This is a genomic window from Paenibacillus dendrobii (assembly GCF_009807035.1).
In the GTDB taxonomy this organism is placed as follows: Bacteria; Bacillota; Bacilli; order Paenibacillales; family Paenibacillaceae; genus Paenibacillus_AQ; species Paenibacillus_AQ dendrobii.
This window is the reverse complement of the sequence record NZ_WUBI01000001.1, coordinates 2,140,180-2,154,647: the sequence shown is the minus strand read 5'-3', so window position 1 is coordinate 2,154,647 and position 14,468 is coordinate 2,140,180. Positions and strand designations below refer to the sequence as shown.

Genomic DNA, 14,468 nt, shown 5'->3' with positions numbered 1-14,468 from the left:
GGATTACTTTGGCAAACTATAATAACAATAAGATTTCCCCCCCAAAAAAAAGAAAGAAAAAATCAAAAGTTATAATAGGTATAGTTAGCATAGTTATTTTAGTGATATTAATTTCAGTTATTCAATTTACCTTATTTTACTTTAGCAGTTAATAGATCGTAACAACATAAATAAAAATCAATTTACTTCATGTTATTTTTGCTCACTTATATTGCGAATAAATGCAACAACATTACTATTCAAAAGTCCTAAATTATAAAGCATTTGTAAAGTTACAAGCTCAGGCAAACATTTGTCTGTCGAAGTCGTAATAACTCTTGAGAGCATGCCAGCTTTTATAGCTGGCTCAGCCCATTTAGGTAAGGGTTTTTTTTCGGTTATATTCAGTTTTTTTCTATGCCTTCAATTCTATTCTCTAAATCTACGATTTTTTTTCAATTCCATCGTATCCACTCCTATCTGCTGCCTTTTTCCAAATTGGGTTCTTAGTTGTACCACGCTACCGTCAAATTCATTAAGATCAACAGGCCCGGGTATACCTGCCACTTTACGGTTACCTTCAGGAAGCGTTCCGCCCAAGCTGCCATCACTGTAGTGCCAAAATTGCCATGGCCTCCATCCAGAGGCGTCCGCTGGCGCCTCATTGCCATACCGCGCGATCCATAATGGTACTGATTTAGCCCGGAAAAATTACCTATAAATGCCGGATACGTGTATAGCATCGGCACGCGGTCAGTGTAGCGTTGGAGTTCTTCCATAAATGCTTTCGCAATGGCTGTGATGGTCTGAGCCGAGAGCTTATTTTTGTTGCTCTCATAATCCAGCACAAACTGCAGCTCAAACACGTCGCCCCTCCGACGGCCACGATCGCTCTGAAAAACGTCTACGCTGCACTCCGGGCCATATTTTTTCATTTGTTAGGCTATTTGTTATTCTGCGCTCTCCGCACAGATTGCGCAGATAGGAGTCGGTATTCAGTGGGTTCAGGAATTCCAAGGCTTTGTCCGGATATTTGGACTTGGCGGAAATGGCCTGCATGGAGCCGGGGTGTTTTTACAGGCAGTTCAAGAAATACGCAGGCGTATCGCCGACTGAATTTCGAAATATGTTAAAGACGGCGGGCTACCGGGACGAAGTCTTAGATGTGGTTGCTTATTAATAAGGATTCTTTCGAATCAACTCTATTAAATTCCAGGCGGCTGCGCTCAGCGGCTCCTCTTTTCGAGTGCAGACGGCAATCACATTCCGCAGCTCGATGTCCTCAACCTGAACGCGGCATAGCTCGCCGCGGGCAACATAATCACGTACGACCAGCGAAGATACGAAGTTAGCTCCATACCCCGCAATGACGGCTGTGATAGCTTCATGAAGCCCGTTGAACTGCAGGGCAATCTTCGGAGCGGGCGTGCTGAAGGTTCGGCAAAGCGCCAGCAGACGTTCCCTGGTGGAGCTGCCTTCCTCACGCATGACAAATGGCTCCCTCATCATTTCTTCCAGCGAAACGCGCTGATTTGCAAATTTGTGATTCGGTGCAACCACAAACCACAGCTCATCTTGAAACAACTCCTCGGTATGGACTGTATCCGGATGTTCCTCCGGCAGTCCGCCATAAATGGCCAAATCCACATCCACATTCAGAAGCTGCTTCAAAGCGCCGCTCGAGTTGGTCGTTGTGATCGACATTTCGACCTGTTCATACTGTTGTTTGAATTTGGCGAGCCAGGACGGAAGCAGAAAATGGGAAGGCAGATAGGTTGCGGCGAGCCGGATATGTCCATAGGTTCCGAGGCCATAATGTTCTGCAAACTGTTCAATTTGCTGCTCGACCGCAAACAAACGCTTGGCCATTACGGCGATTTGCTGACCTGCATCGGTCAATGCGATTCCCCGGCCTTGCGGCATGAACAGCGGCATCGCAATCTCTTTTTCGAATTTCTTGATTTGCGCGGTGATTGCCGGCTGGCTGATATTTAGCAGCTCTGAAGCGCGGGTTACACTGCCGCAGGTAGCGATGACATGGAATAAACGCAGGGCATGCAAATTCATGATGATTCTCCTTTATTGAATGAATTATATATTTTATATATGAATTTTGGTTAAAGATATATTATTCATATCATTATAAACCAAATATAATAGAACCAGAAGCTGTTCCATATGAAAAAGGAGTGATCACAATGCAACAAACTTGGGAAATCGTCGATGAGTATATTACGGATCTTCTTTGCCCGAACGACCATGTACTGGATAACGTGCTGACAGCAAACCGGAAGGCCGATTTGCCGGAGATCGATGTCACGGCGAATCAGGGCAAGCTGCTGCAGCTGTTGGTTCAAATGAAAGGAGCCAAGCGTATTCTGGAAATCGGAACGCTTGGTGCATACAGTACGATCTGGATGGCAAGAGGGCTGCCTGCAGACGGGAAAGTCGTTACACTGGAACTTGAGCCGCTGCATGCGGAAGTGGCTAAAGTCAACATTACAAATGCCGGGCTGGAGCATCAAATCGAGGTTCGGACCGGCAATGCCTTGGAGCTGCTGGCGAAAATGGAGAAGGAAGGAATGGAGCCCTTCGATTTGATATTTATCGATGCCGACAAACCCAATAACCCTGAATATCTGAACTGGGCATTACGTTTTTCACGCCCCGGTACGGTCATCATCGGAGACAATGTCATCCGCGAAGGCGAGATCACGAACAAACATAGTACAGACCCACGCATACAGGGAGTAAGAAAGTTCTATGACATGATCGCGGGGAACCCGAGAATTTCCGCTACGGCGATTCAAACGGTCGGAAGCAAGGGATATGACGGTTTTATGATTGGGATCGTAAATGAATAAAATCTTAAGCTGGCCGAATGTCCAAAATCCGACTTCTGGAAATCCTAGAAGTCGGATTTTTTAGATTGAAATGGTAAGTGTTTCAGAAACTTCATATGACCTTTTGCAGACAAATTTCTTTTTTTTAAAGCTTCTTTTATTCGTGAGATATGCAGTCAGATCAAGCTTTTTCAGCGTTTTCTGGTTGCGATGAGGATAATTATGCATGTTTCTTGCCCATAAGTTTCGCAAATGGTGCAACATTCCATATCCTCGTCCCGTCAAGAACTATGTAAGCAAGATGAATCCAGCACCTGATAGGGCATGATGCAGCATCATGCAGCATTTCAATAGAAATGCTGGAAAGAACACACACATATACAATTTGGAGGTAGTACACATGAAAAAAATGTACAAAGTTCTGGCAACAGCATCCCTTCTGGCCATGGCAGCCGTTCCGGCAGCAGCCAGCGCGCAAGATATTCCACCGGCTACAACACCGCATCCCGATGCTATCATTTTGAATCAAGCTAAAGTTGTTCCCGCTACCATGGGGCAAATTACGGATTTCGTGAACGATAAAACAGGTAAATTCATTACAGTAACCGGACGCGGTCTTGCTCCGACAGATCAGAGCGAAATCATTCTGGAAATTACCAAGAACACCAAGATCGTGGACGCCAAAGGCAAAACGGTAGCTCTGAAAACCATCATGGATGAGCATAAGGTTGTCAAAGCTTTCTATGGTGCGAACATCACGAAAAGCCTTCCTGCGCACGGTACAGCGTTGACGCTGGTCGTTCAGGATCAAAGCTTTACTGGCGTGAACGGCACCGTTAGCGAAGTACGCGATAACGGAATCCTTGTTACAGGTAAGAACATCTATACTGGATATGAGGATACCATTGTTCTACATTTTGCCGAAAAGGCCCAAATTCTGGACCAAAACGGTAAAGCGATCGAAGCTGGAGCCATTCAGAAAGGCATGAGCGTCAAAGCGTTTTACGGCCCTGCCGTTGCGATGAGCATGCCTCCTCAATCCTCTACCAATTATGTCGTAGTGAATACAGAGGATGCAGAGCAGCCTCAAGAGCAAGCTCCCGGTACAACTGGAGTGATCACGAATGCAGCTGACAATAAAATCACGGTCATCGGTCAGCCTATGGAAAAAGGCGGCATCAATTACGTGATTCTGTCCGTCGATGATAAAACGCAAATCGTGGACGAAAACGGCAAAGAGCTGACGAAAGAAGCACTGAAGGAAGCCGCTCACGTGGATGCTTATTATCCTGAAGTCATGACCATGATCTACCCTGCGCAAACCCATGCCGACAAACTGGTTGTTAAAGCGGCTGAGAGCGTTAAAATCGAAGGAACCGTTGCCCCATCTGAATTGACATCGAAAGATCAGGTGTATGTGAACGTGGGTTCCGACCAATCCAAGGACAATGATGTGATCTTGAACATCTCCAAGGATACGACTGTCATTCCATTGATGGGCGGAGAAACAGCTCTAAGAGCAGGTACTAAAATTATTGCTTTCCATTCGCCAATCATGACAAGATCCCTGCCAGGCATGACCAATGCCGAAGTCGTGATCGTTACTTCGGATGAGGATGCTGTCAAACCTAGATCCTAAACGGTCGGCAGAGCTCCTCGCAGCTTGATTATAGGCATCAGACATAACCGAGCAAAGATACATTCCGTGAATGTATCTTTGCTTTTTTATTGGAGCAAAAAGCAAATGGAATTTACAGTCGGAATGAAGTTAGCTGCATCAAACAACGAAATTTTAATGGGAAAAGGCTATGACCTGCGTAATGAGACGGGGGACTAGCCTTTTTTTATTTTGGGTTCTTACAAACAGGCGAATAGGAATTGACAACAAAATAAATATAGAATATAGTGTGGTTAGTTACTTGAGTAATTAACCAGTTGGGTGGTGAAGATATGGGGCCTATTATGGATGACGGCCGTCCAATATTTATACAGATTGCGGAGAAGATTGAAGATGACATCATAGGCGAAGGGCTGCCTGAGGAGTCGCAGGTCCCTTCGACGAACCAGTTTGCATCCTTTTATCAAATTAACCCTGCGACCGCTGCGAAGGGAGTTAACCTTTTGGTGGATCAAGGCATCCTGTACAAGAAGAGGGGAATCGGCATGTTTGTGACATCGGGGGCAAGAGAGAAACTGATCGAGAAACGGAAGGAACAATTTTACGAGCAATATGTCATCACGATGATCCACGAGGCGAAGAAGCTTGGCATTACGATTGATCAATTAACCGACATGGTTAAGAGAGGGGATGATGTGTAATGACCGCTATTATCGAAGTGAATCGGCTGAATAAAACATATGGCAAGGATTCGGTTCTGAAAGATGTCAGCTTTGTGGTGGAGCAGGATAAAATTTATGGCCTGCTTGGAAGAAACGGTGCCGGTAAAACGACCATCATGCATTTGATTACGGCACAGTTGTTTCCTACCAGCGGCGAGCTGAAAGTGTTCGGAGAGAATCCATACGAAAATAACCGCGTGCTGAGTCGGCTGTGTTTTATCAAAGAGAGTCAGAAATATCCGGAGAGCTTTAGAATTGTAGACGTGATGGATGTGGCATCAGCCATCTACCCGAACTGGGATTCGGATTTTGCGGGGCAGCTCATCCAGGATTTTCGGCTTCCAGTGAAAAGAAGAATGAAAAAGCTGTCCAGAGGCATGCTTTCGTCCGTGGGCATCATCGTCGGGTTGGCCAGCCGGGCACCACTTACGATTTTTGACGAGCCTTATCTCGGTCTGGACGCGGTGGCAAGAAACCTGTTTTATGAAAGATTGATCGAAGATTATGCGGAGCATCCGCGGACCGTTATTTTATCTACGCATTTGATCGACGAGGTAAGCAATATGCTGGAACATGTATTTGTGATCGATAACGGAAAGATCCTGGTCGACGAAGAGGCGGATGACCTTAGGGGGAAAGCCTACAGGGCTGTTGGTCCGGCTGCGAATGTGAACGCCTTTACGGCAGGCAAAAATATCGTTCAGCGGGAGTCGGTTGGAGGGTTCATGTCCGTAACGGTGTTAGGGCCATTGGACGGTTCGGAGAGAAGACAGGCGGAAACGCAGGGGATCGAGATCTCGCCGGTATCGTTGCAGCAGCTGATTGTTCATTTAACCAATGACCAAATGAATCGAGAGGTGGCGAATATCTGATGAACCGGACAGCAGGCGTATTGAAAATGCATTGGCGTGACAAGTGGATCTGGATCTACACTCCATGGATCATTTTACTGTTCAGCTTTGCGGTTAACCTGATCATCGGCGTGTTGACGGGCGGCCAGGAGAATATCAATTCAGGAGGAATTGCCTCCATTTATGTGTTTATGCTCATAGTCATTCTGATCGTGCAGAGGCAGACCTTTCCATTTGCGCTTGGGATGAACGTGAGGAGAACGGATTTCTTTGTGGGCACGAGCATCATGGGGATGTTTGTCAGTGCTGCTTCCTCGATTGTATTATTTCTACTTTCGATCCTGGAGAAGCTGTCGGATGGCTGGGGCGTTCACTTGTTTTATTTTAACATTCCGTTTATGAACCATACTTCCCTGTTGGCCCGTTTTGGAATCTACTTTATCGTGATGATACACATGTTTTTCCTGGGATTCATTATCTCAAGCATTTACCTCCGGTACAAGAAGCCGGGATTGATGGTATTTTTTCTCGCTCTATTCTTAATATTCAGCCTCACGTCATTTGCATTAACTTACTATAGCCGTTGGCTTGATCTGTTCCATTGGATTGCACATCACTACATGGATCTGTTCGTTTGGATGGTACCCGTCAGCATCCTGTATGCGGTGCTATCTTATATCCTGCTTCGCAGAGCGACGGTATCTTAAAACGCAATAAAATACCTGCAAGGACCCCGAGAGGGGTCCTTTTTTGAACCCTCATATGCAGAGCTGCAGAGCTTAAGAGACGACCAAAACCGATAAAACGGTTATTGAAAAACGATGGAATCTGGGGCATATGCCATTTATGAAAGCGCTTTATAAAAAGTTCTTGCTAATTGAATATCGCCTTGTTATAATCGCTTTGAAAAGGTTTTCTTCGAAAAGGAAGTTTTAACTATGAAGCCAACAATTAGAGATGTTGCCAAAATGGCGGAGGTATCCATCAGCACCGTTTCCCGGGTGATGAACTCCCCCGAATCAGTCATCGAGAGCAAGAGAGCACGCGTTTTGGAGGCGATTGAGAAGCTTCAATACCAGCCCAACTCGTTTGCGCGGGGGCTGATCTACAAGAAATCCTTTACGCTGGGTCTGTTGATTCCGGATATTGAGAACTTTTATTACACCGGCATCATCCGCGGCATGCAAGATGCCTGCATCAAGCTGGGCTACAGCCTGATGATTTGCAATACGGACAGGGACAAGAACAGGCTTCTCGCGTACATCGACGCTTTTCATGAGAAGCAGGTGGACGGCATTGTGTTCGCAAGCGATGTCATGTTTCCGGAATATTACGAGAAGCTGGTCCGCTGCAAAATTCCATTCGTTCTGCTATCGACGCATTCCGATGAATTTGAGGTTCCATGCGTCGAGATCGATGATGAGGAAGCGGCTTACGATGCCGTGAAGTTCTTGATTGATCTGGGCCACCGGGACATTGGCATGATCGGTTTCAATCATGAGAATTCCATCTCCGGACCGCCGCGCTATCAAGGATTCATCCGGGCATTGGAAGAAGCCGGGCTTGAACACAACAGGGAGAAAATCAGGTATGCCACCCACCGATTTGAACATGCATACCATGCTGCACATGAATTGTTTACGGATTATCCCGACACTACCGCTGTATTTTGTGTTGCAGACGAGTTTGCGATGGGGGTGATCTCCTACCTGAAGGACCGCAACATTTTGGTACCCGGTCAGGTATCGGTCGTCGGATTCGATAACCTTCGGATCGCCAACATGTTCATTCCGAAGCTGACGACGATTGCCCAGCCGATGTATGAGATGGGTTGCCGCGCCGCTGAGAAGCTGCATGAATTGGTGACGACGGGTTCTGTAGAGGTTCTAAGGGAGAAAATGGAGCATAAATTGATTGTCAGGGAGTCCTCACGGCAAAGATGAGGGGTCCAATCCCCGGCATTTTGAAAAGCTTTTCAGAAGTGTTCGGCCGTTTTCGAAAAGTCGAAAACGGGTAATGAGAATAATTCATATAACAACCTGAATGTGAATTATGTTGAGGTTTCGCAATAAGATGAAAGCGCTATATTTAGATCGGAAGTTGATTCCGGTAAGGAGGTGATCCGCAGGCTGCAGAAACGGTTGATTGGAACTGCAATTAGGCTCGGCATCAGGTACCGCAAGAAAAACCTCCGCTACAAGCGGTTTGTCTTCTATGAGAGTGCACCGATTTCTTAATCATTATATAAAAAGGGGATGTATGTTGTATGACCAAAGCACGGAAAGCCAGAACATCTATACTGCTCTCGTTGTGCCTATCCTTTACCATGATGCTCAGCGCCTGCGGCGGATCGGGGGATGCAGGTCCAACGACAGATCCGGCTCCCTCCGGCGGCGATAATAAGGAAACCACCACGCCTGCGACCACGCCTTCCGATAACGCCTCCGGATCACCGCTGGAACTGGCTATGCAGGGTAAGTATAAAGGCACGAAAGTCACCATGTTCGGACCGTTCGTGGATGCCGACCAGAAGAAATTCGAGGACAGCATTAAGGAATTTGAAGACAAAACGGGAATCGACATTCAGTATGAGGGCTCCAAAGAATTTGAAGCTACGATCAACGTGCGCGTAGACGGCGGCAGTGCGCCGGATATTGCCGACTTCCCGCAGCCGGGCCTGCTCGCTTCCATCGCGAAAACCGGCAAAGTGGTGGATCTGAACAACATCCTCGACCAGGATAAGCTGAAGAAAAACTACAACCAAAGCTGGCTCGACATGGGCACCATGGACGGCAAGGACGGTAAAATCATGGCCGGGATCTGGAACCGCAGCAACGTGAAAAGTATGGTGTGGTATCCGAAGAAGCAGTTTGACGAAGCCGGTTATAAAGTGCCTCAGACCTGGGATGAAATGATGGCTCTGACCGATCAAATCGCCAAGGACGGAGACCCTGCATGGGCCATCGGCATTGAGAGCGGCGCGGCTACAGGCTGGCCTGCAACGGACTGGATCGAAAACATCATGCTGCGTACCACGACGCCTGAGAACTATGACAAATGGGTTAAAGGCGAGCTTCCTTTCACATCGCCTGAAGTGAAAAATGCTTTTGAAGTCATGTCCAAAATCTGGTTGAACAAAGATTATGTATATGGCGGTACGAAATCGATCGTAACGACTGCCTTTGGCGATGCGCCGAAGCCGATGTTTACGAATCCTCCGAAGGCATGGTTTAACCTGACGGGCAACTTCATCACCAGCTTCTTCCCTGAAACCGCGAAAGTGGATCAGGACTACGACTGGTTCTATCTGCCGCCGATCGACGAGCAGTATGGCAAGCCTGTACTGGTAGCCGGCGACATTTATGCCATGTTCAACGACCGTCCCGAAGTTCGCGCAGTTATGGAATTCTTCACTACGGGTGAATCCATTAAGAAATGGGTACAATCCGGCGGCGTCATCGCTCCTATGAATGATGCATCCCTCGACTGGTACAACTCCGAATCCGACAAACGGATGGCGAAGCTGGTACAGGATGCAACAACGCTCCGTTTCGACGGTTCCGACCTGATGCCGGGCAAAGTCGGCGCAGGCTCCTTCTGGAAAGGCATGACCGACTATGTCAGCGGAACGGTGAATTTGGATGAAGCGCTGAAGCAGATTCAAAAAGGCTGGGATAACTAACCGGAAGCATCGATTGATGAATGATTTATAGGCTGCAAAAAAGGGGCAGTTTCAGCAGAATGAGCTGCCCTTTTTTTCAGATATAGGAGGATAGGATTACCTATGGATACTCAAGCCAAAAACAAATTCAGCTTGAAAGCGGTACTGATTTTTCTCGTTGTGCTGCTGGTTAACGTTCTCCTTCATGGAGTAATCTTCATGTTCTTCCGGGATTCCACTCTTAATCCGCTGTTGACGGCGCTGGCTGCGGTCCTGTGGGGAGTAGCGGGCGTGTATTTTCTGTATCTTTCATTCTCCTGGGCCGTGGAACAGTTTCCGGAACAGATCAGCCGGAAAATTCTGCCGTATGTGTTTATCGGGCCGGCGGTTCTTTTGCTGGGCTGGCTGCTGGTGCTGCCGGCGCTGCGGACGCTGTACCTGAGCTTTTTTAATGCATCTTCTGATAAGTTCGTCGGTCTGGGCAACTATCTGGCAATTTTCAGCGACCGGCTGCTCGCGACCGCTCTGCGTAACAACCTGCTGTGGGTGTTCGTCGGTACACTGGCTTGCGTGGCTTTCGGGCTGCTGATTGCCATTCTTGCAGACCGGAGCAGTTATGAGCGGATCGCAAAGTCCATCATCTTCATGCCGATGGCCATCTCGTTTGTAGCCGCCGGGGTCATCTGGAAGTTCGTGTATTACTATCAGCCCGGTACCGAGCAGATCGGCCTGCTGAATGCGATCGTGATCGCGCTCGGCGGCGAACCGCAGGCTTGGGTGACGATGCTGCAGCCTTGGAATAACTTCTTCCTCATATTAATCCTGATTTGGATGCAGACAGGATTTGCCATGGTGATATTCTCCGCAGCCATCAAGGGTGTTCCGGAGGATATTCTGGAGGCAGCGCGCGTGGATGGTGCGGGGGAAATCCGCATCTTTTTCCGGATCATCATTCCCTTCATCTCAACGACGCTGCTGACCGTTACGACGACCATTATTGTTTTCACGCTGAAAATATTCGACGTCGTGATGGTCATGACCGGAGGCCAGTACGACACCGAGGTTGTTGCGACGCAGTTTTACCGCCAGTTCTTCATGTACCGGAACTTCGGATACGGCTCTACGCTGGCTATTGTACTGCTGATCGCGGTCCTGCCTGTCATCTATTTCAATCTTCGTCAAATGCGCAAGCAGGGGGGATTCTAAAATGGCCGGAAGAAAAAGAAAAAAGGGCAAAAAGTGGATCGTTAATCTGGTACTTGGCGTCATTTGCTTTATCTGGCTGATTCCGACGATCGGGCTGCTGATTTCATCGTTCAGACCGGCTGCGGATATTCTGGAAACGGGCTGGTGGAAGGTATTCCCGCACCAGGAATGGAAATCAGCGGATACCATTAAGCTCTCCAAGGACGTGGATTTGCGCGAACCGATCGAGGTGAACGGCAAAACCTATACCGACGATCAGCTCAAGGCCGGCGTAAAGGCAGGTGAGGATCGGTTGATATGGGAGAACCGCAGAACCCGCGAAATCAGCGTGCAAAAGGAAGGCTGGGTCGCAAGCTCCACGCTGACGCTGGACAACTACAAGAACGTCATTTCCGGTAAGGAATACACGCTGAAGGGAGCAGACGGCAGCGAAACGAAGGAGAAGGGCACCGGTCTTTCGCAGGCCTACTGGAACACGTTGACCATTGCCATTCCGGCGACCGTTATTCCGATCCTGATTGCTTCATTCGCCGCTTATGCGTTTGCATGGCTGCGTTTTCCGGGAAGAAAAACGATGTTCGTCGTCATTATTGCCATGCTGGTCGTCCCGATTCAGGTGGCGCTGATTCCGGTGCTCAAGCATTATACGACACTCGGCCTGAACGGCAGCTATCTTGGCATTTGGCTGGCACACGCAGCTTTTGGCCTGCCGCTGGTTACGTATTTCATGTATAACTTTATCAGCCAGCTGCCGAAGGATTTGTTCGAATCGGCCTTTATGGACGGGGCCAGCCATTTCACGATTTTCAGCAAACTGATTCTGCCGTTGTCCGTTCCGGCGCTGGCATCGATCGGGATCTTCCAGTTCCTGTGGGTGTGGAACGATTACCTGGTATCGCTCATTTTCATCGGCAACCAGCCGAACGTACAGGTGATGTCCATGAAGATTGCCGATCTTGTCGGTTCACGCGGAAACGACTGGCATCTGCTGACATCGGCCGCATTTATTTCCATGCTGATGCCGCTCGCGATATTCTTCCTGCTGCAAAAGTATTTTGTCAGAGGTTTGATGGGCGGTTCGGTCAAAGGTTAGACACCATACTCAATATATAAAGTGCCCTAAGTGGATAGGAGGACATCAACAGATGAAAATGAAAACTTACGTGCGTCCAGAGGCACTATATCCTTACCGGGCGTGGAGCCTGGCAGAGGAAGCCTATGATGATGAAAACAATCAAAGAAGCGAGAGCGTATTTGCGCTGGGCAATGGATACATCGGAATGCGAGGCAATTTTGAGGAGGGTTATCACGGCGTAAAAGGCAAATCCGTCACAGGCAACTATGTGAACGGATTCTACGATGCCAAACCGATCGTGTATCCCGAAGGAGCTTACGGTTACCCTTCCCGAAATCAATCCATGCTGAATGTAACGAACGCCCAGTGCGTCCATATCTCCGTAGGAGACGACCCCTTCCATCTGAATGCTGGCAAAGTGATCTCGTATAAGCGGGAGTTGGATATGAAGCGGGGCTTCCTGCAGCGGCACGTGGAATGGGAGTCTCCTTCCGGAGGACATGTGCGGTTAAGCTTCCGCAGGCTTGTCTCCTTATCACGCCAGCATCTCGCAGCGATTCAAGTCGAGATCGAATCTGTCCAATATTCAGGTGCCATTCGGCTTCACTCGTTCATGGACGGGAAGATCGAGGAGGCCGAGGTGACGGATGATCCCCGCCTGGGTTCCGGAGGCGGCGAACCGAGCCTGATGCATGAATATATGAAACGCAGCGGTGAAGAATTGCTGCTGAAGCAGCGTACCCGGCATACCGATTTTGAACTGGTTACCGCTATCAGTCACCAAGTAACGGGTCCGTTGGTATGGGAATCGGAGGATATTCAGGATGACGAGCATATCGGAACGGCCTTTACCGTTCGACTGGCTCCGGGCGAGAAAGTGTCCTTGACCAAATATATCTCGTACCATTCCTCCAAGGATGAAGCCGGTCAAGAACTGGAAATACAGGCCACCGAGACGCATCATGCGGCATCCGGCCTGAGTTTTGAGAAGCTGCTAGGAGAACAGGAAGCTTATTTGGAGTCCTTCTGGCAGCATGCGGATGTGGAGATCGAGGGTGACCCTGCGCTTCAGCAGGGGATACGCTTTAACGCTTACCAGCTGCTGCAGTCGGTAGGGCGGGATGGCAAAACGAATATTGGAGCCAAAGGCTTAACCGGGGAAGGGTACGAGGGGCATTATTTCTGGGATACGGAAATGTATATGATGCCGTTCTTCACCTATACTCAGCCGGACATCGCCCGGGCGCTTATGGACTTCCGATATGCGACTCTGGATAAGGCGCGCAGCCGTGCAGAAGTCATGTCTCAAAAAGGGGCACTGTATCCGTGGCGTACGATCGACGGCGAAGAGAATTCGGCTTACTTCCCTGCGGGAACGGCGCAGATGCATATCAACGCGGATATCGCCTATGCGGTCAGACAATATGTACAGGCCACGGGAGACGAGGAGTTTCTGGTTCGGAAGGGGGCCGAAATCCTGTTTGAAACCTCCCGATTCTGGACGGATCTTGGTTATTTTAATGCAGCAAGGGACGGCGCCTTCTGCATCGATGCTGTCACCGGCCCGGACGAATATACAGCGATCGTCAACAACAATACGTATACGAATCTCATGGTGCAAAGCCAGCTCAGCTACGCCTACGAAACGGCGCACCTGCTGCGCCGGGATTATCCGGCAGAGTATGACCGGATTGCGCAGGCAATTGGTCTGACTGAAGCGGAAACGGAAGGCTGGAAAGAAGCGGCCATCCGGATGTATGTGCCTTATGATGAGAAACTTGGCATTTACGCGCAGGATGATACTTTTTTATCCAAGAAAAAATGGGATTTCGAAAATACGCCGGAAGACAAGTATCCGCTGCTGCTTCACTTCCACCCGCTGGTCATATACCGGCATCAGGTGCTGAAGCAGGCGGATACCGTGATGGCACTGTTCCTTCTCGGCGAGAAGTTTACCATTGAAGAGAAAGTCCGCAATTACCAGTATTATGAGCCGTTAACCACTCATGATTCGTCGCTGTCACCATGCATTCACAGCATCGTGTCTGCAGAGATCGGGGATCTGGAGGGGGCATACGCCTATTTCGACCGGACGGTGCGCATGGATCTGGATGATATTAACCGCAACGCCAAAGATGGTCTGCACACCGCAGCGATGGCAGGCTCGTGGATGTCTATCGTCAATGGTTTTGCCGGTATGCGTCTGACGAACGGCTCTCTTAGTTTTAATCCCGCGCTTCCGGCGCAGTGGGAGAGCTGCAGCTTCCGTGTGACGTATCAGGGACAGCTGCTGAAAGTCCGTATGAGCCGCCGGGAAACAAGCTATACGCTGCTCGCAGGGGATAGGGTATCCTTTAAGCATCAGGGCAAAGATATCTCGTTAACGGCGGGTGAAACGGTAGTCATGTAAAATAGCTTCCAAAATGATAGAGAGAGAACGGACAGTACGGTAATAGCTTGCCTTAAAACGCAGTCATGACTTTGCCTGGGCCGTTCTTTTTTTGGTTAAAGTA

The 14,468-nt window shown here is 48.8% G+C and carries 13 protein-coding genes; 11 read left to right on the top strand and 2 right to left on the bottom strand.

All coding sequences use genetic code 11. From position 1 onward, the window contains the following. Positions 1 to 485: 485 nt before the first annotated feature. Entirely contained in the window at positions 486 to 914 is a 429-nt protein-coding gene (locus tag GRF59_RS09475) for a glycoside hydrolase family 25 domain-containing protein (RefSeq protein WP_160497327.1), read from the bottom strand. A gap of 86 nt (positions 915 to 1,000) precedes the next feature. Between GRF59_RS09475 and GRF59_RS09470 the strand changes: the two genes are divergently transcribed. Continuing rightward, positions 1,001 to 1,159: a helix-turn-helix transcriptional regulator gene (locus GRF59_RS09470; protein WP_160497326.1), complete on the top strand. Its 159-nt coding sequence runs from the start codon at positions 1,001 to 1,003 to the stop codon at positions 1,157 to 1,159. Here the strand turns inward: GRF59_RS09470 and GRF59_RS09465 are convergent. Further along, positions 1,156 to 2,046, bottom strand: coding sequence for a LysR family transcriptional regulator (locus tag GRF59_RS09465; protein ID WP_160497325.1), 891 nt, complete (start codon positions 2,044 to 2,046; stop codon positions 1,156 to 1,158). The two genes, GRF59_RS09470 and GRF59_RS09465, sit on opposite strands and share 4 nt — an antisense overlap. Positions 2,047 to 2,177: 131 nt before the next feature. On the opposite strand from GRF59_RS09465, the gene GRF59_RS09460 reads away from it, so the two are divergent. The 10 genes from GRF59_RS09460 (at position 2,178) to GRF59_RS09415 (ending at position 14,365) form a co-directional block, all read left to right on the top strand. Continuing rightward, the gene (locus GRF59_RS09460) at positions 2,178 to 2,843 is read left to right on the top strand and encodes an O-methyltransferase (protein ID WP_160497324.1); all 666 of its coding nucleotides are present in this window, start codon (positions 2,178 to 2,180) and stop codon (positions 2,841 to 2,843) included. A gap of 379 nt (positions 2,844 to 3,222) precedes the next feature. Further along, on the top strand, positions 3,223 to 4,461 hold the full coding sequence (locus tag GRF59_RS09455; RefSeq protein WP_160497323.1) for a peptidase: 1,239 nt from the start codon (positions 3,223 to 3,225) through the stop codon (positions 4,459 to 4,461). Positions 4,462 to 4,772: 311 nt separating this feature from the next. Beyond that, positions 4,773 to 5,141, top strand: a complete 369-nt coding sequence (locus GRF59_RS09450; protein WP_160497322.1) for a GntR family transcriptional regulator — start codon at positions 4,773 to 4,775, stop codon at positions 5,139 to 5,141. After that, complete coding sequence (locus tag GRF59_RS09445) at positions 5,141 to 6,034, top strand: ABC transporter ATP-binding protein (protein WP_160497321.1); 894 nt, start codon at positions 5,141 to 5,143, stop codon at positions 6,032 to 6,034. The genes GRF59_RS09450 and GRF59_RS09445 overlap by 1 nt, the downstream gene beginning before the upstream one ends. After that, positions 6,034 to 6,720 (top strand): hypothetical protein, encoded by a 687-nt coding sequence (locus GRF59_RS09440; protein WP_160497320.1) that lies wholly within the window; start codon positions 6,034 to 6,036, stop codon positions 6,718 to 6,720. Before GRF59_RS09445 ends, GRF59_RS09440 begins: the two co-directional genes overlap by 1 nt. A 231-nt stretch (positions 6,721 to 6,951) precedes the next feature. After that, on the top strand, positions 6,952 to 7,956 hold the full coding sequence (locus GRF59_RS09435) for a LacI family DNA-binding transcriptional regulator (protein WP_160497319.1): 1,005 nt from the start codon (positions 6,952 to 6,954) through the stop codon (positions 7,954 to 7,956). A 323-nt stretch (positions 7,957 to 8,279) separates the two neighbouring features. Continuing rightward, on the top strand, positions 8,280 to 9,695 hold the full coding sequence (locus tag GRF59_RS09430) for an ABC transporter substrate-binding protein (RefSeq protein WP_160497318.1): 1,416 nt from the start codon (positions 8,280 to 8,282) through the stop codon (positions 9,693 to 9,695). Between the two features lie 102 nt (positions 9,696 to 9,797). After that, the gene (locus GRF59_RS09425) at positions 9,798 to 10,880 is read left to right on the top strand and encodes a carbohydrate ABC transporter permease (RefSeq protein WP_160497317.1); all 1,083 of its coding nucleotides are present in this window, start codon (positions 9,798 to 9,800) and stop codon (positions 10,878 to 10,880) included. 1 nt (position 10,881) lies between these two features. Continuing rightward, positions 10,882 to 11,973, top strand: a complete 1,092-nt coding sequence (locus tag GRF59_RS09420) for a carbohydrate ABC transporter permease (RefSeq protein WP_160497316.1) — start codon at positions 10,882 to 10,884, stop codon at positions 11,971 to 11,973. A gap of 52 nt (positions 11,974 to 12,025) precedes the next feature. After that, a complete protein-coding gene (locus GRF59_RS09415) occupies positions 12,026 to 14,365 on the top strand; it encodes a glycoside hydrolase family 65 protein (protein WP_160497315.1) in 2,340 nt (779 codons plus the stop codon). Positions 14,366 to 14,468 lie beyond the last annotated feature (103 nt).

What these genes read in the sequence shown, in the direction of transcription:
- GRF59_RS09475 (WP_160497327.1), bottom strand. Translation starts at nt 914, where the DNA reads ATGAAAAAATATGGCCCGGAGTGCAGCGTAGACGTTTTTCAGAGCGAT.
- GRF59_RS09465 (WP_160497325.1), bottom strand. Translation starts at nt 2,046, where the DNA reads ATGAATTTGCATGCCCTGCGTTTATTCCATGTCATCGCTACCTGCGGC.
- GRF59_RS09460 (WP_160497324.1), top strand. Translation starts at nt 2,178, where the DNA reads ATGCAACAAACTTGGGAAATCGTCGATGAGTATATTACGGATCTTCTT.
- GRF59_RS09455 (WP_160497323.1), top strand. Translation starts at nt 3,223, where the DNA reads ATGAAAAAAATGTACAAAGTTCTGGCAACAGCATCCCTTCTGGCCATG.
- GRF59_RS09450 (WP_160497322.1), top strand. Translation starts at nt 4,773, where the DNA reads ATGGGGCCTATTATGGATGACGGCCGTCCAATATTTATACAGATTGCG.
- GRF59_RS09445 (WP_160497321.1), top strand. Translation starts at nt 5,141, where the DNA reads ATGACCGCTATTATCGAAGTGAATCGGCTGAATAAAACATATGGCAAG.
- GRF59_RS09440 (WP_160497320.1), top strand. Translation starts at nt 6,034, where the DNA reads ATGAACCGGACAGCAGGCGTATTGAAAATGCATTGGCGTGACAAGTGG.
- GRF59_RS09435 (WP_160497319.1), top strand. Translation starts at nt 6,952, where the DNA reads ATGAAGCCAACAATTAGAGATGTTGCCAAAATGGCGGAGGTATCCATC.
- GRF59_RS09430 (WP_160497318.1), top strand. Translation starts at nt 8,280, where the DNA reads ATGACCAAAGCACGGAAAGCCAGAACATCTATACTGCTCTCGTTGTGC.
- GRF59_RS09425 (WP_160497317.1), top strand. Translation starts at nt 9,798, where the DNA reads ATGGATACTCAAGCCAAAAACAAATTCAGCTTGAAAGCGGTACTGATT.
- GRF59_RS09420 (WP_160497316.1), top strand. Translation starts at nt 10,882, where the DNA reads ATGGCCGGAAGAAAAAGAAAAAAGGGCAAAAAGTGGATCGTTAATCTG.
- GRF59_RS09415 (WP_160497315.1), top strand. Translation starts at nt 12,026, where the DNA reads ATGAAAATGAAAACTTACGTGCGTCCAGAGGCACTATATCCTTACCGG.